Here is a 24,041-nt window from a genome sequence, read left to right on the forward strand (position 1 = left end):
ATATGGGACAAATTTCATTACATAAGCTAATAATGTATGCCTAGAACGTAAGGAGGATTAAAATGAATAACCTTCCAATTGATGCAAAACTTAAAGCAAATAAGGATACTTTTTTCCTCCCCGACTCAAACGGGGGTGTCTATTTTCGAAATAATGCCAGTTCATTTCGTATGGACGGTGATGGAATTTACAACTGGATTGAAAAATTAATGCCAATGTTTAACGGGAATTATTCTTTAGCAGAAATAACCGATGGTCTCCCTCTCCCCTATCAAAATCGTGTATTTGAAATTGGAGAGATTTTATATGAAAATGGTTTCGTTCGGGATGTAAGTCAAGATGCACCTCATGAATTAAATAGCGCATTACTTGATAGATACGCTTCACAAATTGAATTTTTAGAAGCTGATTCTCATTCAGGCGCTCTAAAATTCGAAACGTATCGCGCGGCAAACGTCCTTATAATTGGTTCTGGAGATATGCTTACTTCCTTAGTTTCTTCTTTATTAGAATCAGGATTACCTACCTTTCATTACCTTGTTACAGATTATGAGGAAACAAATTACGATCGCATTCATGAGCTAGTAGAACTTGCACATGAAGTTGATGATCATGTCCTAGTTCAGGAAATAGATACGACAATTGATCGTCCCCTGCATGAAGTGTTCGAGCCTTTCGACTGGATTTTGTATGTTTCTCAAAATGGAGATATTGAAGGCCTAAGAGCAGTTCACACGATTTGTAGAGAAGTAGGAAAGAACTTCATACCTGCCGTCTGTTTATCAGCACTTGGTATAGCCGGCCCTATCGTAACAGCTAATCGTGAAGAATGCTGGGAATCCGCATGGCATCGGCTACATGAAACGACTTTACAAAATGAACATTCATCAGCATCATTTTCACCACTTCCATCTGCAATGTTAGCAAATATAATCGTATTTGAATTACTTAAGCATGTCGCTGATGATTCTTACCGAGAAAAAGAACCACAATTCTTTTTATTAAATTACGAAACACTCGAAGGAGCATGGCATCCTTTTATAAAACATCCTCTCGCAACTGATGAAAGTTTTACAATTGATACGATAGAAAATCTTTCTGAACAACTTGAGCAGCGGTCCAACCAACATACCTCAACTGATTTATTCCGCTTTTTCGACTCATTAACTTCTAAAGAAGCTGGTTTATTCCATGTATGGGATGAACAAGATTCATATCAATTACCGTTATCACAATGCCATATTCAAGTAGCTACTCCACTATCAGATGGTCCTGCTTCCCTCCTGCCTCTTATGACTTGTGGTGGTTTAACTCATAATGAAGCGCGCCGAGAAGCTGGTTTAGCAGGAATTGAAACATATGTAGCGGAAATTATGCACCGCCTTATTCCTGAACATAATGATATCGGTATTGGCGCTGGAGAAACGATGACAGAAGGTGTATACCGGGCGCTACAACAACATTTAAATAATAAATTGTATGAGCGGCAGTCACATATGCTAGAAGAAATTACGACGATTGATTTAACTGCAATTCATGATAAACATTGTAGATTTTATTACGATGCTCTCTCTACAATTCATGAACCTCCTAAAATAGCAATGAGTGAAGAGATTCTCAGCTTTCCTGTCGTTTGGGTCGGTATAAATGATCGCTGGTACGGTGCATCTAATATTAATATGACGTTAGCCTTACGAAACGCACTACAACTATCACTACTTCATATTCAAAATGAAGAGACTCCTTACAGAGCTAATATCTTGCCTGAATCCTCTATTATTTTATATGACACGGATTCTTTTAGAGTGGAAATACAAGCGGAAGAAGAAGTTCCAGGTGTGCAATCTGTGCAGCTTGCCTTGCAACATTTAGAAGAACATAATTTTTATCCATTCGTGTTTGATTTAGCCATTGAATCATTTTTGAAAGAAAACTTAGATGGTGTGTACGGTGTATTAATTGCAAAGGAGGACAGTCTATGACTCAAAATATATTGCTTATAGGAGATGGCTTACTTGCAAACTATGTACATGATCAACTATGCAAACAATATTCTATCATTCGCCAACATAACCTTACAGAAGAACTCCCTGAAAATATTCATCTCGCTCTCGTATTACATGATGGCTCTCCTTCTACTATTCATCATGATGCCGAGCTAATGTTTCGATCGAATCATATTCCATGGCTACGTGCATTCACTTCATTTGGTGAAGGTATTATCGGTCCTTACATTCATCCTCTTGCAACTGGCTGTTCCAACTGCTCTGATGGACGCCGATTTATCGCTGGATTTGATCAACAAGAAATGTGGGCACTACAGCGGAAATATGCGTTAAAGGCAGATAATGTAACAAGGCGTGATGTACGTGCCACCCAAAATGGTATGTTACAAATGTGCCATCTTATTCGTGCAGAAACAGAGAAAATATTAACTCATAACCATTCTTCTTTAGAAAATGAACTCATTTTACTAAACTTACAAACACTGCAATGTACGCGGCATTCTTTTCTTCCCGATCCGCTCTGCCCTGTATGTAGCAATTTGCCTGATGATACGGCAGATGCAGCAGCGATTTCGTTACAACCGAGCTTAAAAACAAGCGAAGCAGCATATCGCTGTCGTTCCATTCATGAACTAAACACATTTTTAACGAGAGATTATTTAGATTATCGCGTCGGTATGTTGAACGGAAAAATGCAGCATTCTTTATTACCATTTGCTGACGTTATTATAAACATGCCATTAATGTTTGGAAATGAAGGTGTTGCAGGCCGAACTCATTCATTTGCAATGAGTGAAGCGACTGCTATTTTAGAAGGTTTAGAACGATATTGTGGTATGTCACCTCGAGGAAAAAAGACAAATGTACACGGCAGTTTTCGTGAGTTAGAGGATCATGCACTTAATCCCCTCTTGCTCGGTGTACATACAAATGAACATTATAATCGTAATAGTTTTCCGTTTAAACCGTTTGATCCTGACTATGAACAAAACTGGGTATGGGGCTACTCTTTATTACAAAACCGGCCACTTTTAGTTCCTGAATCAATTGCTTATTATAGCCTCGGTCATCGAGATGCTTTCGTGTATGAAACATCAAATGGATGTGCAATTGGTGGTAGTTTAGAAGAAGCAATTTTTCATGGCATTTTAGAAATTGTAGAGCGTGACGCCTTTTTGCTCACTTGGTATGCCGAATTACCTCTCCCTCGCCTTGATCTTAGTTCAGCAAATGATACGGAATTACAATTAATGATTCAGCGGCTGTACACGATTACTGGGTATGAATTACATGCTTTTAACGCAACGATGGAACACGGTATCCCAAGCTTATGGGTAATTGCGAAAAATACGCGTGAAAATGGAATGAACGTTGTTTGTGCGGGAGGCTCTCATTTAGACCCTGTCCGCGCTTTAAAGAGTGCCATCCATGAAATAGCAGGCATGTTACTAATAGCAGACGATGAACTCGAACAAAAAAGAGAGCACTACGAAAACTGCTTACAAGACCCTTATCTCGTAAATAAAATGGAAGACCATAGTATGCTGTACGGATTAAAAGAAGCAGAAGAACGTCTTCACTTTCTTTTACGTGACGATGCCCCGGTGCAATCGTTCCAAGAAATGAATGCATTACAATCAGTTGATCTAGATTTAACATCCGATCTTCATCAACTTTTAAACCGCCTGCAGCAATCTGGACTTGACGTAATCGTTGTAGATCAAACAGTACCTCTTATAGAAAAAAACGGATTACATTGCGTAAAAGTCATTATTCCAGGCATGTTACCGATGACGTTCGGTCACCATCTCATTCGAGTTACAGGACTGGATAGAGTATATACTGTGCCGATGACACTTGGATATACAAACGAACCTTTAACGAATGAACAATTAAATCCACATCCGCATCCGTTTCCATAGTAAAGGAGGGGATTTTATGCAGCTGGATACTTTTTTACATCATCTCCATTTTTCTATCGATGAAATTATGCCGAATCATGAAGTGGACTGGGAAGATGCACCGCTTCCTTATAAATTATACCGAAATGTACCTATCATTCCTCTCTCTTTAGAAATCCCATTATCTTTACCTAACTCTTCTACTACACCTACTTTGAAGGAGATTGGTCATTACCTTTGGTCCTCATTTGGTTTAACACAGTTATGTCAGCTAAATAGCGAAAAAATTTTATTCCGAAGATCTATCCCTTCAGGCGGCGCTTTATATCCAAATGAATTGTATATATATTTAAAGATCGATGATTATCCAGACGGTATTTACCATTACGACGCTGCGCACCACCGACTTATTTTACTTCGCGAAGGAAATTTCGATTCTTACATTACAGAAGCACTTGGCAACCGTTGTAACATACAGTCTTGTTTTGGCGCTGCATTCGTATCCACTATGTTTTGGAAAAACTACTTTAAATACAATAATTTTTCGTATCGACTTCAAGGATTAGATAGTGGTGTTCTCATCGGACAATTACTTGCATGTGCCAAACAATTCGGTTACACAAATGGCGTATACTTTCAGTTTCTAGACCGTGCAATCAATCATTTACTCGGACTGTCAGAAGGCGAAGAAAGTGTGTATGCTGTCGTTCCTTTAAGTACAGAACCGCAAACGAATTGGTTTCACAATGATTACCGTGAAAATAAAACAGTTACTTCTCATGAGTTGTTACAGCAAATTCCGCCGTTAGCACACGAACATTTCGTTCGCTCAAAACATGTAAATGAATATCCAATGTTAACAAAAATCAATGAAGCTTCTATGATTGAATCGACAGCACACTTCCAAACACTACATCATGAAGAGCACTATCAACATCATGCGCACGCTGTACAGTTGCCGCAAGTAGAACGGTTATCGTATGATTTCTTACAACTTTGTAAAGAACGGTATTCCCCTGATGCTGACTTTACTTTCACGAAATGGGATACAGCCGAGCTCGCTACTTTACTACAAGAAGCGAGTCTCTCCTTCCCTTATTACAACGACCTTGATGGTCAGTATGTAAATGAAAATGCACGGGTCTCATTATATGGATGTTTTTATAACGTAAAAGATATAGAGAACGGTGCTTATTCTTATAACAGTAAAACACATTCCATACAGCCACTTCGATATGGAGACCTTCGTTATCCCCTTCAATCCAGTATGACGATGGATAACGTAAATCTTTTTCAAGTACCGCTTTGCCTACATGTAGTCGGAAAGAAAGATTACTATACAAATGCATTAGGCTATAGAGGATACCGTATTCACCAAATGGAAGCTGGCATACTCGTTCATAAACTCGTTTTCGCCGCAACCGCGATGGGGATGGGCGGGCATCCATTACTAAGTTTTAATACAAATTCATGTGATCAGTTATACGGGATAGATACTGGAAATGAAACGTCTCTCATTCAAATTCCTGTTGGGGCGTATCGAGCGCGGAATTGGTTAAAAGGGGATTTGCGTAATTAGAAGCACGCCGGTGGACGGCGTGCTTTTTTACTAGATTAATTTAAAAATACTCTTAATTTGTCTCGCGAATAACCAATTTTTCGTACCGTAGTTATCATTTAAACTATCTAAATTGATAGATTGTCCGTTAGCAAACTTTAATTCTAACGTTGTATTTTTGTCATTTGTTTTTAAGTTGCTATGTGTAATTGCTTCATACTTTAATTTTTCGATTTCAACATATTCATCTTTTTCTTGTCCAATCACGACATGATCTTGGAAGAAGAACAATACTTCTACTTTCTTACCGAAACAAAATACATTTTTCGTATAAATTAATGTCGCATTATCAAGTCCGACGCATACTTCTTTCATTTCTTCAACAACGTTTCCAAAGTCTTCTTCTTGTCTTGCGTTTGATTCAGCAATCCATTCTTCGATTGTTTTCATGTTAATTGCCATACTGTGCCCCCTGGTTCGATCATTGCTTTATTAAAAAATAAATACTATATGAAAATATAAGCGATAAGTACTATGTTTTCAAGGGCGAACGGTATATTCGAAATAAAATGAAACTTTAATTAGTGGGGGTTTTCTTCATCCCCCACTGATTATCAGCCTTCACCAATCGGGCTTTTACGAGCAGCCCGCCCCCCACTTAGCTTCTTTGCTTTCGCTGAATTTTGAGGTGGGGGTCTTACTGCCCGTTAATGCAGGATAAAGTTAAATTTCAAATTAATCTACTAGAGGCACCGATTTCATTATATTTTAAACGTTTGAACGAGACATTCTTCATCATTGATTAACTGTGTTTTTTCATCAAATTCGATGTTTAGCTCCCTATATACTTTCTTCCAAAAAGAAACAGCTGGTACATTTTTCACAAGTTCGATAACGAAATATTGTCCTCGTTTCTCTTTTAGTACATTCTCAATAACTTGTTTACCGATTCCTTTTCCCTTGTACTGATTCAATATGAAAATGTCATTAATACAAAAGTCATTTTCTTTTTTCAAAAATGGACGTTCCAGTAGTAATAAAAATCCTACAATATCATTATTACTTTTAATAAAATACGGAGTGATTCCGTCATTTTCCCAAAACATGTACAAATCTTCGTATTCAAAAAATCCATTTGCCCCAATCTTTATATTAGGAGTGAATGTAGAGAGGTCATGAAGATATAGTGCATATAAATTACGTAATATTTCTTTTTCTGATTCTTGAACTGTTTGAAGTGTTACAAACATTTTTAATGATCCCCTTCCCYATATATAACTATTTCCAATTCGCTTCTTTCGCCAAAAATAATGATTCCCCTTTAACGAAAAAAATAGCACTTAAAAAGTGCTATTCTGCTCTCCTTGCCGCTTGCTGAATTGGATCCCAAACGCTGTTATATGGTGGTGCGTAACTTAAGTCGACATCTTCTAAATCGTGAATGCTCATTTTATTGAAAAGTGCCATTGCGATCACATCAATTCGTTTATCTACACCTTCTTCTCCAATTACTTGTCCACCTAATAATTGTTTCGTGTCAGAACGATATAATAATTTCAAGTAAAGTGGTTTCGCATTAGGATAATAGCCCGCCATATTTGTGGAGTCTACTTTGACTGTTTTATACGGAATATGTAGCCCTTTTGCTTCTTTTTCATTTAAACCTGTTCTTGCAAGCGTCAAATCCATAAATTTAATAATACCTGTACCTAACGTACCTTTAAATGCTCTTCGTTTATCAAGCATATTCAGTCCAGCAAGTCGCCCTTGTTTATTGGCAGTCGTTCCGAGCGGGATATGATCATGAATTTCCTTTATAACATGGTAATGTGTTGCGCAATCACCAGCTGCATATACGTCCTGCACATTCGTTTGCATATATGCATTTACTTCGATTGCCCCTTTATAATTTGTACGTATATTTGTTCCTTCAAGAAAATCAGTATTCGGCTTCACTCCAACCGATACTAAAACAAGATCTGCTTTATACGTACCTTTATCCGTTTCAATTTGTTCCACTCTTTCATTTCCTTTAAATGCTTTCACATTTTCATTCGTTAAAATTTCAATATTGTGTTTATCTGCTTCTTTATGTATATATTCAGCCATATCTGCATCATAAATCGTACCGATATGATCATTTCGCTCAATCATTCTTACTTTCTTACCAAGTTCGACGAATGTTTCTGCCATCTCCAGTCCAATCGCACCACCGCCAATAATGGTTACATCTTCAACTTTATTCGTTTCTAGCGTTTTTAATATACGCTCAGCATCTGGAATTGTTTTTAAAAGATGAACGCCTTGCAAATCTCGACCTTCCCACTCTGGCATAACAGGACGTACGCCAGTTGCAATTAATAAACGATCGTACGGAAATTCAAAAATATCTTTCGTCTTCGTATGCTCTGCGTACACCACTTTCTTTTCCGTATCTACTTTCGTTACTTCATGTCGTACTTTCGCATCAATTCCGTATTTATCACGAAACGTCTTCACATTACGCGCAATTAATTTTTCCGTTGAAGCGATAGCACCACTAATGACATATGGTAACCCACACTGCGCGTACGAATAAATTTCACCTTTTTCTAACGTTACAACAGTTGCATTTTCATCGTTTCTAACAATTTGCATAGCTGCGCTCATACCAGCTGCATCTCCGCCAATAATGACATAGTTCACTTTACCACTCCTTCTTTTCTACATACTCTTTACGTTTTCCATATTTTTCAGAAATAACACCTACTTCCATTGTAAAGAAAGATAATTTCATCTTCAAATTTGGTGCACAAACCTATGCCTGAATAGGTAGCCGTCGTGTCTTATAAATAACATGTTTAATATGCTATAACAGTAACTATCGAAAGTAGGTGAAACATATATGTGTGCCGGCCTTCTCGCTCAAACTCCAGAGGAACCGCAAGAACCGAAACCCGCCGTGTCACTTGACCAAGAATTTTCCATTAACGCAACATTATACAGCGCTCGCGCTTGGTTATCTAATGATGAAACCTTCGCACAAACGATTTGGAAAGGCTCTCACTTCGCTTCAGCATCACACGCTGGCAAGTCTATCTTACCAATCGGTACTGTAAAAATTTTAAACTTATCTGATGATACAATAACAGTTACTGCATCATCAGAATCAGATGATGCCCTCAAAATAGTGGTACCGCCTCATTCTGAAGGTGTGTTAACATCTAGTGCATTATCTGATGTGCAAGCAAGTACATCAGGAGGAGCAAGTAAAGTCACATTCCTCTTTCATATCTTTTTTTCAAGGGATCCTGGTTCAGCTAAAAAACCATAGAAAAGGTACAGCTATGCACTGTACCTTTTTCACATGTTTATTCTCTTGCTTTAATCAGTTCCACATTATAGGATTCAATATTGGTTAACGTTCCTGAAAAATACGGATTTTCTCTATACCAAGACTGTTTTGAAAAGTACGCTTGCATATCTTTCGTTTGAAAAATATTTCCATGTCTTGCGTATATTTCATTTCTAGCAATTTTCAACTGTTCTTTCGATAAATATGTTAATTCTGCACTCGTTAGTTTTCGAATATCACTATCCGGGAAGATGAAACCATTATATACATACCGAGTCGTAGGCGGCGGAGTAACATTGTAAACAACTGTTTTTTCCGCACTTTTCTTTTCGAATGGAAGATTATAAGACGAAAGTGCCGTTACCGTTTCTACCTTTGTCGTTTCCCTTCCACTTTCTCCATTTCGTTCTAAATAAATCGTCGCACTTCCATCAGTTGCTACAGGCCCCCATGTAATTTCTTCTCCTGCCAGCGCTGTAACTGGTTTTTGATTCACATACAATGTTGCACCAGGCACGTTCGTTTGAACCGTAATATATTGTCCTTGCAACGTTAAATCTATCGTTACGTTATTTTGACCTTGTTTCATAAGTACAACCTTTTCTTCACGTGATAGTTTCACATAATCATTTTTATATTCTGCTTGAAACACTTGAGTTCCTGGAAGAAACGGTCCATATTGCTTCTCAAACTTTTTGTCATCTGTTTTATCTATTTCTTTTCCGTTCATTTTTAAAGATGTACCTTTTTCATTTGTAAGCAATGTCGTATAATACGTCTTCGCTTTCAATTTATACCGATCAAATAAAAAGAAATACTTTCCGTCTTTCGTTAACGAAAAGTCTGCTCTTTCGATTCCGTTCCCTTGTTTTTCACCTATCCTCAACTGTTCTTTCAATTCATTCACATAAGATGAATTTTCTTTTATATACGAAAATAGTGGCATTAGACTCTCTCTCGTTACAGTAACTGATGGATCATCTGCCGTGACGATTTCAGCTAACTTCTCCCCGTTCCTCTCTTGTAAAATAGTAATGATCCGATCTACTTGTGCCGCCTGCTTATAATACGATGATCCGTACAAATACAGTCCAACAATCACTACAGCAAGTAATGTTAAAATTGTAATGCCAACCTTTGTACCGCTGCTCATTTTCTTCTTTACTGCAAGACTCTCCCTCTTCCTCCCGCAGCTTTGACAAAATTGCACACCATCTTCAAGCTGAGTCCCACACTTTGTACATACATTCATCCATTCAACCACCTTTTCTTTAGAGGCCCTTTAATCCCTGTGTAAAGGTTTGAATTATCGTGCTAATGTAAGACCACAGTACAATGAATGTTGCAATTCCAATGAAAATATTTGCGATAAAAAGAGTGTAAACAAGATCTAATCCACCGTTATCTAGTTTTACTGTAGCTACAATTATACTAATTCCCATATATGTTGTAGCCAGCCCTAATAAAATTGGTAAGAAAAAGATTAATAAAAAGCTAAACAGAAAAGAAAGCACTAATATAGCAATTACCGGAGTTGCTATCGTTCCCCATATTCCAAATACTTCAAGAAACGAAAAAGATGATTTCATCATCTTCCCACTGACAAAAATAATAAATCCGACAAATAAAGTTAAAATAAGTAAAAATAAAAAGACCGTTACAGAGTCCAAAAAGAATGTAGGAGTAGATATATCTGGTGCAAATGTTTTCGTAACAGCTGCTGCAGCACTCATCATTCTATAAAAAATACATGCCCCTAAAAAACAAATAAGAACAAGACTTACAATTCCATTTCGTACTTCAACCTTGCCACTTTTCATAATAGCTGTCGGTGCTTGTAATGCGTGTTTAAAAAACTGAAAGTAGCCACTTGCAAACCGCTTCGCTTGCTCTACCGTTTCATTTGATCGAGTTTCCTCTGCTGGTGCTACGCGTGCTTGTTGCTCACCTTCCTCCTGTGCACCACTCGCTACGGCTTCCTCCGTCAACGAATGTCCACAATTCCCGCAAAATTTTGCCTCTGCTGTATTTTCCGTATGACACGCCGGACATTTCATTATCGCATCCCCCCCCTTAAGCAGATACCATATAGGGTGTTACAAATTCAATATATGACTTTGTACATAAAACATGACTACAAGAAAAAGATTATGAAATCCTTCTTTCAAATGAAAATATATGTGCTAGCAATCTTGAAAAATAATGCTATTATGAAACAGAACAAATAACATTTTTAACAGATTGGATGACTGGTAATGGAATTAGTAAACTCAATTTTTCAAATACTCCTTACAAGCGTAATCCAATTATTTTCTTTAATTGGCGTTATCATTGTAATTGGATTTCTATTAGGTTATTTAGAATCTCTCACACGCATGTATTGGTCGAGAGCTTTCGGAAGAAAAGGATTCCTTTTAACGGCGTGGATTGGTGTTCCTATTCATGAACTTGGACATGCCATTATGTGTGTACTATTTCGTCATAAAATTGTAGCAACGCAGTTTTTCCCAACAGATACAAGCCAAGGTGCTTTAGGCTACGTACAACATCAATACAATCAAAAAAGTGTATATCAACGAATTGGGAACTTCTTCATTGGAATCGGTCCTATTATTTCCGGTATTACTGCGTTAATCCTTTTAATGCGCTATTTCGTACCAAATTCATATTTCTTATTTAATACAACCCTCGAAAAAACAATCGCTTCTACTTCTATTAATATAGAAATGGTTCAAAACATGCTTTTATCGACGTTTGTATTATTGAAAAGCTTATTTACAATAAGTAATTTATTAAATCCTTCTTTTTGGTTATTTTTATTTATCGCCATTTGTATTTCTGCACATATCGCTTTAAGTAAACCAGATATTAAAGGATCAATAGACGGTGTTATCGTCATGTTTATCGTATTATTTTTATTCAACATAATAGCAGGACTATTTCAGTACGACAGTAACCAGCTCATTGGAAAAGTGATGAAGTATAATATGTACCTCATTGCGTTTTCTAGTGTGGCTCTGCTGTTCTCTTGTATTTCTACACTTGTTAGTTTTGGGTTTTATAAAATAAGAGGAGGGCGTTCGTTTTGAACGCCCTCCTCTCATCATTTATTTCCCTTATAATCACAATGCTCAACCGGAACACGAGCATGTCCTTCTTCATCAGTACACCATGACTGTGATTGGAAGGCAAGAAAGATACCGATCCATTCTTCTTCCTTTTCAAAGTGAATAAGTATTCCCCCGTCTTGCCATATACCATTATCACCTTTCCATTTCTCTACATTCCCTTGATTCATATGAATATCGTGTATACCGTTTCCTGGCTCGAAATGAAAGTAAGAATCAGGTGTATTTTCTTCTGGTCCCCATCTTTCACCGAACGCATAAATAATTGCTTTTTCTTCTACCGCTCGTTTTATATAACGCTCTATTTTTTCATTTAAATCATTATCCACTCCTGCTTTTTCAGCTGGTAAAGGAATCATTTGCTTCGAATCAAATACATTACCTCTTACGTAGTCTAAAGCTACTTTCGGCTCATTGTTTTTAACTTCTGTAAAACCGAATGGTAATGTCGGTAAAATGTGAATCGCCTCTGACCGAATATCGGTACTCGCAAAATATAAAACCTCTGACGGATAACTTTGCGATTTCACGTTAATTGCAATACGATAATCTACTCCTGCTTCGCCTTGTAAATGAACTTGATAATGAGGTGTTTTCCCTTTTCCAATCTTTGATTGTATAACTGTACCTTTTAACACGCCGTAGTTTTTTAGGGGCATACATTTCATCTCCTATTCATTTAGTAGAAGCTTTTCATACTTAAGGCATTATCCATATAAAAAGAAAATCCTCCTTTCTCAGGAGGATTTCTTATTTTCTCAACAGATACCAAAAAATAACCTCTACCACTACAAGCAACACCGCACCAAAAATCATTAACGTCGTCTTCTTTAATAGTTCATTTTCACGATACGGTATATTACATAAATAAGCACCTAACGTAATCCGTGACGGGCAAGCGATTGTCGCTACTGATGATGCGGTGTTTTGCAGTGTTGTAACGTATTGCCAAGGGAGTGCTACGTTTTGCGCAGTTTGCATTTGTAGTTTTATGAACATCGCATTTGATCCTGCGTTACTACCTGTTAAAAAGCCACCGATTCCGCCGATAAACGGAGCAACGAAAACGAAAAATGTTCCAAATGTTTCACCAGCTGTTTTTGCCAGTAATGAATGCATGCCAGATGCACCCATTAGTTCTGAAATGGTGATAAACATTGTCGTTGTAATCGCAAAAGGAATCCATTGTTTTATCGTTTGCGAGAGTGATTGTTTAATAATATGAGATGGAATGCGGAAGAAAATAATAGTAAATAAGCAAGTCATACCGAGCCAAAATCCTGGTGAATATAGTAGCTCCAGTTTATAAGAGTATGATTTTAAATCAAGGACTGCATATGATCTGAATACATCATGTAATGCTGGTACGAGGCGAGAAAGTAAAATACAAACTGTTAGGAATATATAAGGGCTAATAATTTTTATAATAGATACTTCTCTCTCCGTTGCCGCAGCATGTTCTGTCATTAAATTTTGTTCATTTTTCCCTTTTAATTTAATGATAAGAAAGCCAAATGCAATTGTAACGATGGAACTTAATATACCTGCTAGTTCAACACTTACGTATGCGTTAGAAAGATAGATTCCGAGAGAAAATAATAGAAAGAAACCGAATCCTTCTTTCCACTTTTCAATAACAGCCTGCCAACCACCAACAACGTGTAAAGAAAGGATGACGAAATAAGCAAACATCGGAATGCTTAGTAGTGCCGTATTTGTGCCAAGTGTTGTAAGCGGCATATTTATAAGCTGCGAACCGATAATCGTACCAGTTGCCATTGCGCCCCATGAACTAGCTAGTAAACCAATAAATGAAAGTAGTACAGCTTGAAACGGTTTATAGCCTAATGATAGAAAGATAGGTGCTGCAACCATGAAGCCAATTCCGAATCCACTTACTGATTCGATTAGCGGACAAATACCAAAACACATAAGGAGCATTTGTAATAAACGATCGTGCGTCACTTCTTCTAGAAAACGTGCTACTTGATCGATGTACCCCATTTTGTTCATGAGGTGAAATAAAAAAATACCGAAAAACAACACGTACCCGACAATAAAACAAATTAACCAACCTTTAATCGTTGCGTGCACAGTTTCACTTATCCCTAGTTGAAACGTTGGCGAGAGTAAAACGATTCCAACAGACACAACGTAAGCAATTAAAGAGGACCTTAATGACGTTTGTTTAAATAAAAATAAACAAATGAAAATCATCATAATTGGGATAAGTGCCAACAATACGGCCATGTTATCATCTCTTTTCATTAAAAATACAATTTTTAACTATTATATAACAGATATCATAATTTTCAATTGTTTTTACTACAGATTCAAAAAAGGAGCCATTTAGCTCCTTTTTTGAATCACTCCCATTTTCTTTTATCCTGAAAAACGCTCTGCTGTCCAACTATTTTGTCTAATACAACAAACACAATATAAGCACATATTACTTGCAATACAACATTTCCAAATTTCATTAATTCAAATGAATGGATCCAGCGAAATAATTCGTTTAATAATACAATCGAAACGATACTAAATAGTTCTATACTAATCGAAAATATACATATTTCTAAAATAGATTGCTCTTGAATGCGATTTAAGTTGGAAAAGATGAATACATATCCTAAAAATAGAGCCATCACCTCTATTTTCGTCATGCTAATGAGCCAAGCGTATAATGGTACAGTTAGAAGAAGATATAGTAGTTTCCGTCTTAGCATGCTTTCTCACCCTCTAAGTTATATGTATTTTCTGTATATTTTAACATTTATTACGTAAAACAAAAAGAAGAGACTTATGCCTCTTCTTTTTGTTTTGTTGCCTGTATTAATTCACATATTTCTTCTCGTTTTTCATTTTCTAACAGCTCGATAACTTTACTTCCAACGACTACTCCATCACATATTGTAATCATTTCTTCTACATGTTCCTTCGTTGAAATACCGAACCCTGCCACTACCGGTAAATGTGTATGTGATTTTACTTTTTCTAAGTAACTATGAATCTCACCTTTAAAGTTTTGACGTACTCCTGTTACGCCCGCTACTGTAACAGCGTAAACGAACCCTTCTGATTCACTCGTAATTTTTTCAATTCGCTCAATTGGGCTCGTTACTGTAACGAGTGGAATTAGCGCAATGTTTGCCTCTCGAAGTAACGGGGCAATAATATTTTGTTCTTCATACGGTAAATCCGGAACGATCATACCGTCTACACCTGCTTCTATACAGTTTTCGATGAATCGTTCTTTTCCGAATGCGAGTACTGGATTTAAATATGTCATGAGTACAAACGGAATTTGTACTTTTTTCCTTACCTCTATTAATGCTTGAAAAATGCCTTTTAATGTTACACCGCTATCTAGCGCTCGTTTCCCTGCTCTTTGAATCGTTGGACCGTCTGCGACTGGATCTGAAAACGGAATACCGATTTCAACGATACTTGCTCCTGCTTCGTCTAGAAAACAAATTCTTTCTTTTAATTTTTCAAGGCCACCATCTCCGCCCATTACGTACGGAATAAATGCTTTCTTACCATTTTCAAACGCTGCTTTAATTTTTTCTACTCCCATTTTTTACACCTCTTCCATATAACGTTTTATACTCTCTACATCTTTATCCCCGCGGCCAGATAAACAAATGACAAGCCCTTCGTCTTTCTTCATTTGCGGCGCTAATTTTAATGCGTATGCGACAGCATGTGAGCTTTCTAACGCCGGAATAATCCCTTCTTTTTTCGTTAATAATTGAAATGCTTCTAACGCTTCTTCGTCTGTTATTGAATTATAAGAAACGCGTCCAATATCTTTTAGCAAGCTATGTTCTGGCCCAACACCTGGATAATCGAGTCCCGCTGAAATAGAATGTGCTTCTTGAATTTGTCCTTCTTCATTTTGCAGAAGGTACATCATCGATCCGTGTAAAACACCAACGCTTCCTTTCGTTAAAGTAGCTGCGTGCTTTTCTGTATGAACACCTTTCCCAGCTGCTTCTACGCCGTAAAGAGCGACTTCTTCATCGTGTACGAACGGATAAAACATGCCCATCGCATTACTACCACCACCAATACATGCAACGACTGCCTCTGGTAATTTCCCTTCTAACGCTTCATATTGTTTTTTCGTTTCTTTCCCAATTACACTTTGGAAATCACGAACAATTTGCGGGAATGGATGTGGTCCAAGAACGGATCCCATAATGTAGTGTGTATCGTGTACATGTGAAACCCAGTAGCGAAGCGCCTCGTTTACCGCATCTTTTAATGTGCCGCTACCTGCCGCTACGCTTTCTACTTTCGCTCCGAGTAATTCCATTCGGAACACATTTAATTTTTGACGTCTCACATCTTCTTCTCCCATAAAGATGACGCATTCTAATCCGAGTAGGGCACATACAGTAGCTGTTGCAACTCCGTGTTGTCCTGCTCCTGTTTCAGCGACAACTTTTTTCTTGCCCATTCGTACTGCAAGTAGTGCCTGACCGATTGTATTGTTAATTTTATGAGCTCCTGTATGGTTCAAATCTTCACGTTTTAAATAAATCTTTGCACCGCCGCAATACTTCGTCATATTTTCAGCGAAATAAAGCGGTGTTTCTCTTCCGACGTACGTTTTTAAATAATGATTTAATTCCTTTTGAAACCCTTCATCTTGCATTGCTTCTTTATATGTTTCTTCTAGTTCTAATACAGATTGCATTAACGTTTCTGGAACGTATCGTCCTCCGTATATACCGTAGTGACCTTTTTCATCTGGATATGCGTAATTCATTTGGAACACTCCTTCGCTTTTATAATAAATTGTTTTATTTTCTCTACATCTTTCTTTCCTTCTGTCTCCACTCCGCTACTTACATCGACCATGTATGGCTGAATAGTTCGAATCGCTTCTTCTATATTAAGAGCGTTTAACCCACCAGCTAATATCGTTTTCTCTCGCAATTTTTTTGACATATGTGCGAGTAACTCCCATGAAAATTTCTTTCCATTTCCCCCGTGAAACTTTTCTTTCGGACTATCAAACAATATATAATCCGTTTCATATGTTTGAGCATTTTTCATATCACTCTCTGAAGTTACCCCAAGTGATTTTATAGACGGAATATTCAATCTTCTGATTTGATGATTGTCTTCATCTCCATGTAGTTGCACATGTGTTAACCCGCAATCATCTGCAATTTTCTCGATTACTTCTACTGATTCATTTACGAAAACACCAACCTTTAACACGTTTGTTGGAAGCTCCTGAATGATTTCTTTCGCTAGCACTGGAGTGATTTTCCGCTTACTTTCTGCAAAAACAAATCCGAGTGCATCAGCTCCGTATTCGCAAGCACGTTTTGCCGTTTCAACATCAGTGATACCGCAAATTTTCACTTTCATATGTTCACCTTACAATCTTCAAAAAAGGTATGAATAGAAGATGATGTCATAAGTGCTTCTCCAACTAATACACCTTTCGCTCCAGCTTTTTTAACACGGATAATATCTTCCTTTGAATGAATCCCACTTTCACTAACCCAAAGTAATTTCTCCTCGTTTAATCGTTTTCCAAGCTTTTCTGTTTGGCTTAAATCGACTTCGAATGTTTTTAAATTACGGTTGTTAATACCGATAACGTGCGGATTTAATTGAATTGCAATTTCTAATTCCTGCTCATCATGAACTTCAACAATTGCCTCTAATCCTTTTTCTAGTACGTAGCTGTACAGCTCTTTTAATTTTTCTTTCGTTAACGCCGCTACAATTAATAAAATAATATCTGCTCCAGCTTCATACGCCCTATCAATTTGAATCTTATCAATTATGAAATCTTTACATAAAAGCGGAATGTTACTTTCTGCTCTTGCCGTTTGTAAATCGTGAAACGACCCTTTAAAAAATTGACCGTCTGTTAAAACAGATACTGCTCCTGCGCCGCATTCTTCATATATTTTCACTTGTTTTCGTACATCAACGTGTAAATTAATATCTCCTTTTGATGGTGATGCTCGCTTTACTTCTGCAATGACAGTAAACTGCTGTAATGCTTCTACAAGTGAAAGTGTCTTTCTACTTTCTTTTAATGGCGTATACGTTTCATATAATGCCGCAACTTCCTTTTTCTTTTGGTCTACAATTTTATCTAAAATCGTCCCCACGTTAATTCACCCTTTCTAATTTTTCATTACTTGCTGCAATTAATAAGTTTAGTTTGGCTAATGCTTTTCCAGAGTCAATGCTATATGCCGCTAGTGTAATTCCTTCTTCAATCGTTTCTGCTTTTCCATTTGCAAAAAGGGCTAGACCTGCATTTAATAAAACTGTATCGCGGTAAACATTCTTTTCTCCGCTTAATACTCCGAGCGTAATCTTTGCATTTTCTTTCGAATCCCCGCCTCTAATCTCTTCGTTTTTCACTATTGAGAAACCATATTTCTTAGGTTCAATACTCGTTTCTACTATTTCATTATCTTTCAAAATGACAACATAATTCTCTCCTTGTAATGATGCTTCATCTAAAAATCCACTTCCGTTTACGACAAGCGCTTGTTTTCTGCCTAGTTTCTGTAATACTTGCGCAACTGGTAGTAACATATCTCGTTTATAAATGCCGACAAATTGTGTTTCTAAATTTACCGGATTTGTTAAAGGACCAATTAAGTTAAAAATCGTCGGCACATTCAATTCTTTTCTTATTTTCATAATACGTCTTAATGCTGGATGCATCGCTGGTGCAAATAAAAATGCGATGCCGACATGCTCTAATAAATGATCAATTTCGTTTGGCGTACTGCTAATATTTACACCGAGTTCTTCTAATAAATCTGCACTTCCTGTTTTACTAGAAACAGCTCGATTACCATGTTTTGCAACCTTTACGCCAGCTCCTGCCAGTACAAATGCCGATGTTGTACTAATATTAAACGTTTGGGCACCGTCACCACCCGTCCCACAATTGTCCATCGCTCCTTGTATATGGTTCGAAAACGGTAATGCCTTTTCACGAAGAGCTCGAACAAGGCCATATATTTCTTCTGCTGTTTCACCTTTCGCTTTCAGTAATACTAAGAAAGCTGCAATTTCACTCTCCAATATGTTTTCATTTAATAAAAGAAGCCCTGCTCTATACATCTCCTCTTCTGTTAAATGTTGTCCCTCCACTAATTTACGAAGATAGTTATTCATACTCTTTCCTCCTCCTTCACTTCTGTTAAAAAGGCACGTATTAACTTTCCACCTTCTTCTGTCGCGATTGATTCCGGATGAAACTGTAATCCGAATAGCGGATAATAATTGTGACGAACTGCCATAATTTCTCCATCGTCCATCGCTGTCGCTAGTATGTCAAAACACTCTGGCAAGCTCGTTTGCGCTGCAACAAGGGAATGGTAGCGCATCGCCGTTAATGGCTGTGTTACATATGAAAAGATTGAAGTTCCATTATGTTTTACACGTGATGTTTTACCGTGTTTAATGCGTCCTGCTCTTACAATGTCTCCTCCAAATGCTGATATAATTGCTTGATGACCAAGGCAAATACCTAATATGGGAACGTTCTTATAAAAATGACGAATCACTTCGATACAAATGCCAGCATCCTCTGGTTTTCCTGGTCCTGGTGATAGCACAATTCCTGTTGGATTCATCCCTTCTAACTGTTCTATCGTTATTTGATCATTTCTTACGACAACAATTTCTTCCTCGCATTCACCTAACAGTTGATACAAGTTATATGTGAATGAATCGTAATTATCAATTAGTACAATCATTTCATTACCTCCAATAGTGCTCTCGCTTTATTTAACGTTTCTTCATATTCAGCTACTGGGTCTGAATCATAAACAATTCCCGCTCCTGCCTGAACGTATGCTTTTTCATCCTTTACGACCATTGTTCGAATGGCGAGCGCCATATCAAGATTCCCTGAAAAACTAACGTATCCAACTGCACCTGCGTATACATTTCTTTTTTCATTCTCTAGCTCATTTATAATTTCCATCGCTCTAATTTTCGGAGCTCCCGACACTGTTCCTGCTGGTAGGCAATACGCTAATGCATCAAATCCACTCATTCTTTTTCGCAATATTCCGTAAACTTCAGATACAATGTGCATAACGTGAGAGTATTTTTCTACTTTCATATATTTATCTATCGTCACGGATCCAATTTCACTTACTCTGCCAATATCATTTCGCCCAAGATCTACAAGCATCATATGCTCCGCTCGTTCTTTCTCATTTTCTAACAGTTCTTTTTCAATTTCCGCATCTTGCTCCTTCGTTTTCCCTCTCGGCCTCGTACCCGCAATTGGATTCGTCATCACCTTATCTTCTCTAACTGATAACAAGCTTTCCGGCGAAGAACCGAGTACAACATAATCTTGAAAATCGATATAGAACATATATGGTGACGGATTGGCAATTCGAAGTTTTCGGTATAACGCGAATGGATCCCCAATACATTCACTTTGCAAACGCTGTGACAGTACGACTTGGAATATGTCCCCGGCTCTTATATGTTCTTTCGCCGTTTCTACCATCGCGCAAAATTCTTTTTCTGTTATAGAAGAAGTGAATGATAATGTTGATTTTATTTCAGTTACTTCCGCTTCTTCTCCCCTCAGCACTTCCTCTTTGTATACTTGCAATCTTTCATATACTTCTTCATAATCTGCTGAATCATCTTCCCTGCATACATATACAAATGATAATTTTTGACGTAAATGGTCATACACGATAAACTCACGATATAGTAAAAGGTGTACTTCTGGAATATTTAGTGGATCGTGTAAATCTGCTCCAATGTTTTCATATTGCCGAATGACGTCATAGCCAATATAACCAACTGCTCCTCCGCAAAATGGGAATGGACTGTCTACTTGAGCTGACGCGATTTCTTCTTCTAACACTTGTAGTACGTTACCTTGCAACTCTTCTGCCCGGCCGTAAATCGTTCGTTCTACTTCCGTACCAACACTTTTCACTTCACCATATGGATTACATCCTAAGTAAGAATAGCGTCCTTTATCTTGATGAAGCTGCGAACTTTCTAATAAAAACTTTTTCTTTCCCTTCATACGTCTATATAAAGAAATTGGCGTAATGCTATCTCCTTCTTCTTCAGCGATTACTAAAAATGCTCTTCCCTGTTCTTTTTGCTTCATAAATTCCTCTTTTGTCATCATGCCTTTCACCTCAATCTGAAAAATAAAAAAGTCCCCTACATATCGAAAATATGTAGAGGACGATAAATTTACCGTGGTACCACCTCATGTTGGACGCAAAAGCATCCCGCTTTATTCAGGTACAAAATATATACCTTATCCTTGTAACGGCGGAACCCGGGTTGCCTACTGAAAATAATTGTTCAGCATACCTCTCGTAAGCCCATTCCGTATATGGCACCGCACCGGGCTCCCACCTATCCCCGGTTCTCTGTAACGTCTCCAATATACGTACTCTTCTTACTTCAACGATTTCATTTATTTAATTTTTTGTACACAAAAAGGGAGTACTCATCCTATAGAAAGGACGGGTACTCCCGTGGTGCCACCTTAATTCGTTACGAATGTAACGCACTTTACCGTATCAAAAACAATACGTGTCTCTTGTATCGATGAGATCATGTCGCCAAAGCCTACTTCTTTCGTTTCGGTTTGGAAGCTCCGAAGCCCATTCCACATCAATTCCATACTGATTCGCACCAACCATCAGCTCTCTGACATGTTCATCATGTGTACTCTTCTTCATCAACGCTTGCATTTTTTTAAGTTGCACTCATTATAGACCTTACTTTTTTCATAAGTCAATACTTTTTAAAAAATTTTATTTTTCTCTCCTTTCAATATTATATTGACAAAACAACCTCTTTTTATGTAAATATAATAAATACTCTATTAAAAATAAGGTTTTTTGTATGAATATTATATATTAAAAAAGTAAAATGATATCAAAAAACGCTTACATTTCTGAAAATTCATATTTCTGTATGGATTTTTCAGAATAATCATGATAGATTATAAATATGCATAACGCATCAAAAGACATGACAAAAGGAAGGGGAACTTCATGAGTACGCAGATGTTAACTTTAACTTCAATCTCTATTTACATGCTCGGGATGTTAGTCATTGGCTATTTCGCCTATAAACGAACGTCCAACTTAACAGATTATATGCTTGGCGGGCGTACACTAGGCCCCGCAGTAACAGCATTAAGTGCTGGAGCATCCGATATGAGTGGTTGGCTTTTAATGGGCTTACCCGGTGCAATGTTTAGCGTTGGATTGAGTAGTAGTTGGATTGCGATCGGCCTAACACTAGGCGCATACGCAAACTGGCTTTATGTCGCTCCTCGCTTACGTACCTACTCTGAAATTGCAAACAACTCTATTACTATCCCAGAATTTTTGGAACACCGCTTCCACGACAAATCTCACATGCTACGCTTAGTATCCGGACTTGTTATTATGATTTTCTTTACTTTTTATGTAGCTTCAGGATTAGTTTCAGGCGCTGTATTATTTGAAAATTCATTTGGTATGAACTACCACTTTGGGTTATTCATTGTTGCTGGCGTTGTTGTCGCTTACACATTATTTGGTGGTTTCTTAGCCGTAAGTTGGACAGACTTCGTACAAGGAATCATTATGGTAATTGCTCTTATTCTTGTTCCTATCGTAACAATTATGAATTCGAACGGACTTGGGCCTGCATTTGATACAATTCGTTCTGTAGATCCAACACGTCTAGATATTTTTAAAGGTGCCTCTACTTTAGGAATGATTTCCTTATTCGCATGGGGCCTTGGTTATGTTGGACAACCTCATATTATCGTACGCTTTATGGCGATTTCTTCTGTAAAAGAGATTAAAAGCGCACGAAGAATTGGTATGAGCTGGATGATTTTCTCTGTTGTTGGAGCTATGTTTACTGGTCTTATCGGTATCRCTTACTACTCACAACAAGAGTTAACATTATCTAATCCAGAAACAATTTTCCTTGAACTAGGAAAAATTTTATTCCACCCACTTATTACTGGATTTTTATTAGCAGCTATTTTAGCAGCTATTATGAGTACAATTTCATCTCAATTACTCGTTACTTCTAGTGCTATAACCGAAGACTTATATCGTACCTTCTTTAAACGCTCTGCTTCTGATAAAGAGCTTGTATTTGTCGGTCGTATGGCTGTACTTGTTATTGCATTAGTTGGGTGCGCATTAGCGTTTAAACAAAATGATACGATTTTAGCTCTTGTTGGATACGCTTGGGCTGGTTTCGGTTCTTCATTCGGACCTGCTATTTTATTAAGCTTATATTGGAAACGTATGACGAAGTGGGGCGCACTTGCTGGTATGATTTCTGGTGCCGCTACTGTTATTATATGGACTCAATTCGAATTCTTAAAAGATTTCTTATATGAAATGATTCCAGGTTTCGCTATTAGTTTACTAGCCATCGTAATTGTTAGTTTACTAACACAACCTTCAAAAGAAGTTGAAGAGCAATTTGAGAATTTCGAAAAACAACATAGTCATAATCTATAAAGGAAAAGCTCTGCTGTTATCGTATCAGCAGAGCTTTCTTTTTATGAAAGTTCGACAACCTTCTACTCGAATTTAACAATTTCTTTATGTTTCGTTAAATTAAACATAACACTAGTCCTTTATAGTAGTACTATCAGCACTTATACAGGAAGGGGACTCCAACATGTTAGCAGCTTTCCAGCAACAACAAACACGAAAATTTTCACCTATTACAAATACTTCTGCGTCTCGTTTGAACATACAACCTAATCCACCTAAAATTTCAATCGCTCCTTCTGTTATTTCAGTCATTGGTGTTCATATGGAAAAAAATAAGTTGAAAGTAAGAACTGGACAAAGCACTGAGTTATCAGCCTCCGTTTTACCAGTGCAAGCAACGAATAAAGAACTTATTTGGACAAATATGAATGCTGATGTTATCACAATGTATCCAAAAGGTGATACGGTAACGATTACTGGAAAAAGTGCCGGAAGAGCAGTCGTAATTGTCACAACTACTGAAGGAAAGTTCCGTGACCTATGTATTATTCATGTACAACCTTATATGACAAATCCAAAGTAAAAGAGTGGCTTCCTAGCCACT

Annotated in this window: 22 protein-coding genes and 2 other annotated features; of the genes, 7 read left to right on the forward strand and 15 right to left on the reverse strand. The window is 37.4% G+C overall.

Translation table 11 applies throughout. The features are described from left to right. The first annotated feature begins 62 nt into the window (after positions 1 to 62). The 3 genes from AC1DMU_RS09680 to AC1DMU_RS09690 are packed head-to-tail and all read left to right on the forward strand — an operon-like array spanning position 63 to position 5,486. The gene (locus AC1DMU_RS09680; RefSeq protein ID WP_088062531.1) at positions 63 to 1,982 is read left to right on the forward strand and encodes a putative thiazole-containing bacteriocin maturation protein; all 1,920 of its coding nucleotides are present in this window, start codon (positions 63 to 65) and stop codon (positions 1,980 to 1,982) included. Further along, positions 1,979 to 3,928 carry a TOMM precursor leader peptide-binding protein gene (locus tag AC1DMU_RS09685; RefSeq protein ID WP_087984771.1) on the forward strand — a complete coding sequence of 650 codons (1,950 nt, stop codon included), beginning with the start codon at positions 1,979 to 1,981 and terminating at the stop codon, positions 3,926 to 3,928. Before AC1DMU_RS09680 ends, AC1DMU_RS09685 begins: the two co-directional genes overlap by 4 nt. A gap of 16 nt (positions 3,929 to 3,944) precedes the next feature. Continuing rightward, a complete protein-coding gene (locus tag AC1DMU_RS09690) occupies positions 3,945 to 5,486 on the forward strand; it encodes a SagB family peptide dehydrogenase (RefSeq protein ID WP_088062529.1) in 1,542 nt (513 codons plus the stop codon). A gap of 30 nt (positions 5,487 to 5,516) precedes the next feature. Here the strand turns inward: AC1DMU_RS09690 and AC1DMU_RS09695 are convergent, their stop codons facing one another. From AC1DMU_RS09695 to AC1DMU_RS09705, 3 genes are all read right to left on the reverse strand, one after another. After that, on the reverse strand, positions 5,517 to 5,927 hold the full coding sequence (locus tag AC1DMU_RS09695) for a DUF3908 family protein (protein WP_000996802.1): 411 nt from the start codon (positions 5,925 to 5,927) through the stop codon (positions 5,517 to 5,519). Between the two features lie 299 nt (positions 5,928 to 6,226). Continuing rightward, complete coding sequence (locus AC1DMU_RS09700; RefSeq protein WP_088062528.1) at positions 6,227 to 6,715, reverse strand: GNAT family N-acetyltransferase; 489 nt, start codon at positions 6,713 to 6,715, stop codon at positions 6,227 to 6,229. Between the two features lie 100 nt (positions 6,716 to 6,815). Beyond that, positions 6,816 to 8,150, reverse strand: coding sequence for an FAD-dependent oxidoreductase (locus tag AC1DMU_RS09705; RefSeq protein ID WP_079245213.1), 1,335 nt, complete (start codon positions 8,148 to 8,150; stop codon positions 6,816 to 6,818). Positions 8,151 to 8,349: 199 nt separating this feature from the next. On the opposite strand from AC1DMU_RS09705, the gene AC1DMU_RS09710 reads away from it, so the two are divergent. Next, a complete protein-coding gene (locus AC1DMU_RS09710) occupies positions 8,350 to 8,778 on the forward strand; it encodes a hypothetical protein (RefSeq protein WP_088062526.1) in 429 nt (142 codons plus the stop codon). Between the two features lie 37 nt (positions 8,779 to 8,815). Here the strand turns inward: AC1DMU_RS09710 and AC1DMU_RS09715 are convergent, their stop codons facing one another. Beyond that, positions 8,816 to 10,051 (reverse strand): TcaA 3rd/4th domain-containing protein, encoded by a 1,236-nt coding sequence (locus AC1DMU_RS09715; protein WP_088062524.1) that lies wholly within the window; start codon positions 10,049 to 10,051, stop codon positions 8,816 to 8,818. 19 nt (positions 10,052 to 10,070) lie between these two features. Continuing rightward, positions 10,071 to 10,856, reverse strand: a complete 786-nt coding sequence (locus AC1DMU_RS09720; RefSeq protein ID WP_088062522.1) for a zinc ribbon domain-containing protein — start codon at positions 10,854 to 10,856, stop codon at positions 10,071 to 10,073. 198 nt (positions 10,857 to 11,054) lie between these two features. Here AC1DMU_RS09720 and AC1DMU_RS09725 point away from each other — a divergent pair, with 198 nt between their 5' ends. Then, positions 11,055 to 11,888 (forward strand): hypothetical protein, encoded by an 834-nt coding sequence (locus AC1DMU_RS09725; protein ID WP_046958289.1) that lies wholly within the window; start codon positions 11,055 to 11,057, stop codon positions 11,886 to 11,888. A gap of 14 nt (positions 11,889 to 11,902) precedes the next feature. Here AC1DMU_RS09725 and AC1DMU_RS09730 read toward each other — a convergent pair whose 3' ends face one another. The 10 genes from AC1DMU_RS09730 to trpE all read right to left on the reverse strand — a co-directional run bounded on the left by AC1DMU_RS09730 (position 11,903) and on the right by trpE (position 21,096). Then, positions 11,903 to 12,586 (reverse strand): DUF2278 family protein, encoded by a 684-nt coding sequence (locus AC1DMU_RS09730; protein WP_088062520.1) that lies wholly within the window; start codon positions 12,584 to 12,586, stop codon positions 11,903 to 11,905. Positions 12,587 to 12,677: 91 nt separating this feature from the next. Then, positions 12,678 to 14,177, reverse strand: a complete 1,500-nt coding sequence (locus tag AC1DMU_RS09735; RefSeq protein WP_088062518.1) for an L-lactate permease — start codon at positions 14,175 to 14,177, stop codon at positions 12,678 to 12,680. A 116-nt stretch (positions 14,178 to 14,293) separates the two neighbouring features. Further along, complete coding sequence (locus tag AC1DMU_RS09740; protein ID WP_087984759.1) at positions 14,294 to 14,653, reverse strand: DUF4029 domain-containing protein; 360 nt, start codon at positions 14,651 to 14,653, stop codon at positions 14,294 to 14,296. A 74-nt stretch (positions 14,654 to 14,727) separates the two neighbouring features. Next, on the reverse strand, positions 14,728 to 15,504 hold the full coding sequence (gene trpA, locus AC1DMU_RS09745; RefSeq protein ID WP_048545100.1) for a tryptophan synthase subunit alpha: 777 nt from the start codon (positions 15,502 to 15,504) through the stop codon (positions 14,728 to 14,730). 3 nt (positions 15,505 to 15,507) lie between these two features. Continuing rightward, positions 15,508 to 16,701 (reverse strand): tryptophan synthase subunit beta, encoded by a 1,194-nt coding sequence (gene trpB, locus AC1DMU_RS09750; RefSeq protein WP_088062516.1) that lies wholly within the window; start codon positions 16,699 to 16,701, stop codon positions 15,508 to 15,510. Next, positions 16,698 to 17,312 carry a phosphoribosylanthranilate isomerase gene (locus tag AC1DMU_RS09755; protein WP_088062514.1) on the reverse strand — a complete coding sequence of 205 codons (615 nt, stop codon included), beginning with the start codon at positions 17,310 to 17,312 and terminating at the stop codon, positions 16,698 to 16,700. The genes trpB and AC1DMU_RS09755 overlap by 4 nt, the downstream gene beginning before the upstream one ends. Further along, positions 17,309 to 18,070 (reverse strand): indole-3-glycerol phosphate synthase TrpC, encoded by a 762-nt coding sequence (gene trpC / locus AC1DMU_RS09760; protein WP_088062512.1) that lies wholly within the window; start codon positions 18,068 to 18,070, stop codon positions 17,309 to 17,311. Before trpC ends, AC1DMU_RS09755 begins: the two co-directional genes overlap by 4 nt. A 1-nt stretch (position 18,071) precedes the next feature. Then, the gene (trpD, locus tag AC1DMU_RS09765; RefSeq protein WP_088062510.1) at positions 18,072 to 19,097 is read right to left on the reverse strand and encodes an anthranilate phosphoribosyltransferase; all 1,026 of its coding nucleotides are present in this window, start codon (positions 19,095 to 19,097) and stop codon (positions 18,072 to 18,074) included. Further along, positions 19,094 to 19,681, reverse strand: a complete 588-nt coding sequence (locus AC1DMU_RS09770; protein WP_000636313.1) for an aminodeoxychorismate/anthranilate synthase component II — start codon at positions 19,679 to 19,681, stop codon at positions 19,094 to 19,096. The genes trpD and AC1DMU_RS09770 overlap by 4 nt, the downstream gene beginning before the upstream one ends. Continuing rightward, positions 19,678 to 21,096, reverse strand: coding sequence for an anthranilate synthase component I (gene trpE / locus AC1DMU_RS09775; RefSeq protein ID WP_141542785.1), 1,419 nt, complete (start codon positions 21,094 to 21,096; stop codon positions 19,678 to 19,680). Before trpE ends, AC1DMU_RS09770 begins: the two co-directional genes overlap by 4 nt. 52 nt (positions 21,097 to 21,148) lie before the next feature. Next, positions 21,149 to 21,393: a binding site (T-box leader), on the reverse strand. Between the two features lie 42 nt (positions 21,394 to 21,435). Then, positions 21,436 to 21,673, reverse strand: a binding site (T-box leader). 306 nt (positions 21,674 to 21,979) lie between these two features. Between trpE and putP the strand changes: the two genes are divergently transcribed. After that, positions 21,980 to 23,458 carry a sodium/proline symporter PutP gene (gene putP, locus AC1DMU_RS09780; RefSeq protein WP_476941494.1) on the forward strand — a complete coding sequence of 493 codons (1,479 nt, stop codon included), beginning with the start codon at positions 21,980 to 21,982 and terminating at the stop codon, positions 23,456 to 23,458. Between the two features lie 163 nt (positions 23,459 to 23,621). Next, on the forward strand, positions 23,622 to 24,020 hold the full coding sequence (locus tag AC1DMU_RS09785) for an Ig-like domain-containing protein (protein WP_046958298.1): 399 nt from the start codon (positions 23,622 to 23,624) through the stop codon (positions 24,018 to 24,020). Positions 24,021 to 24,041 lie beyond the last annotated feature (21 nt).

The organism is Bacillus sp. 01N45 (genome assembly GCF_056399205.1).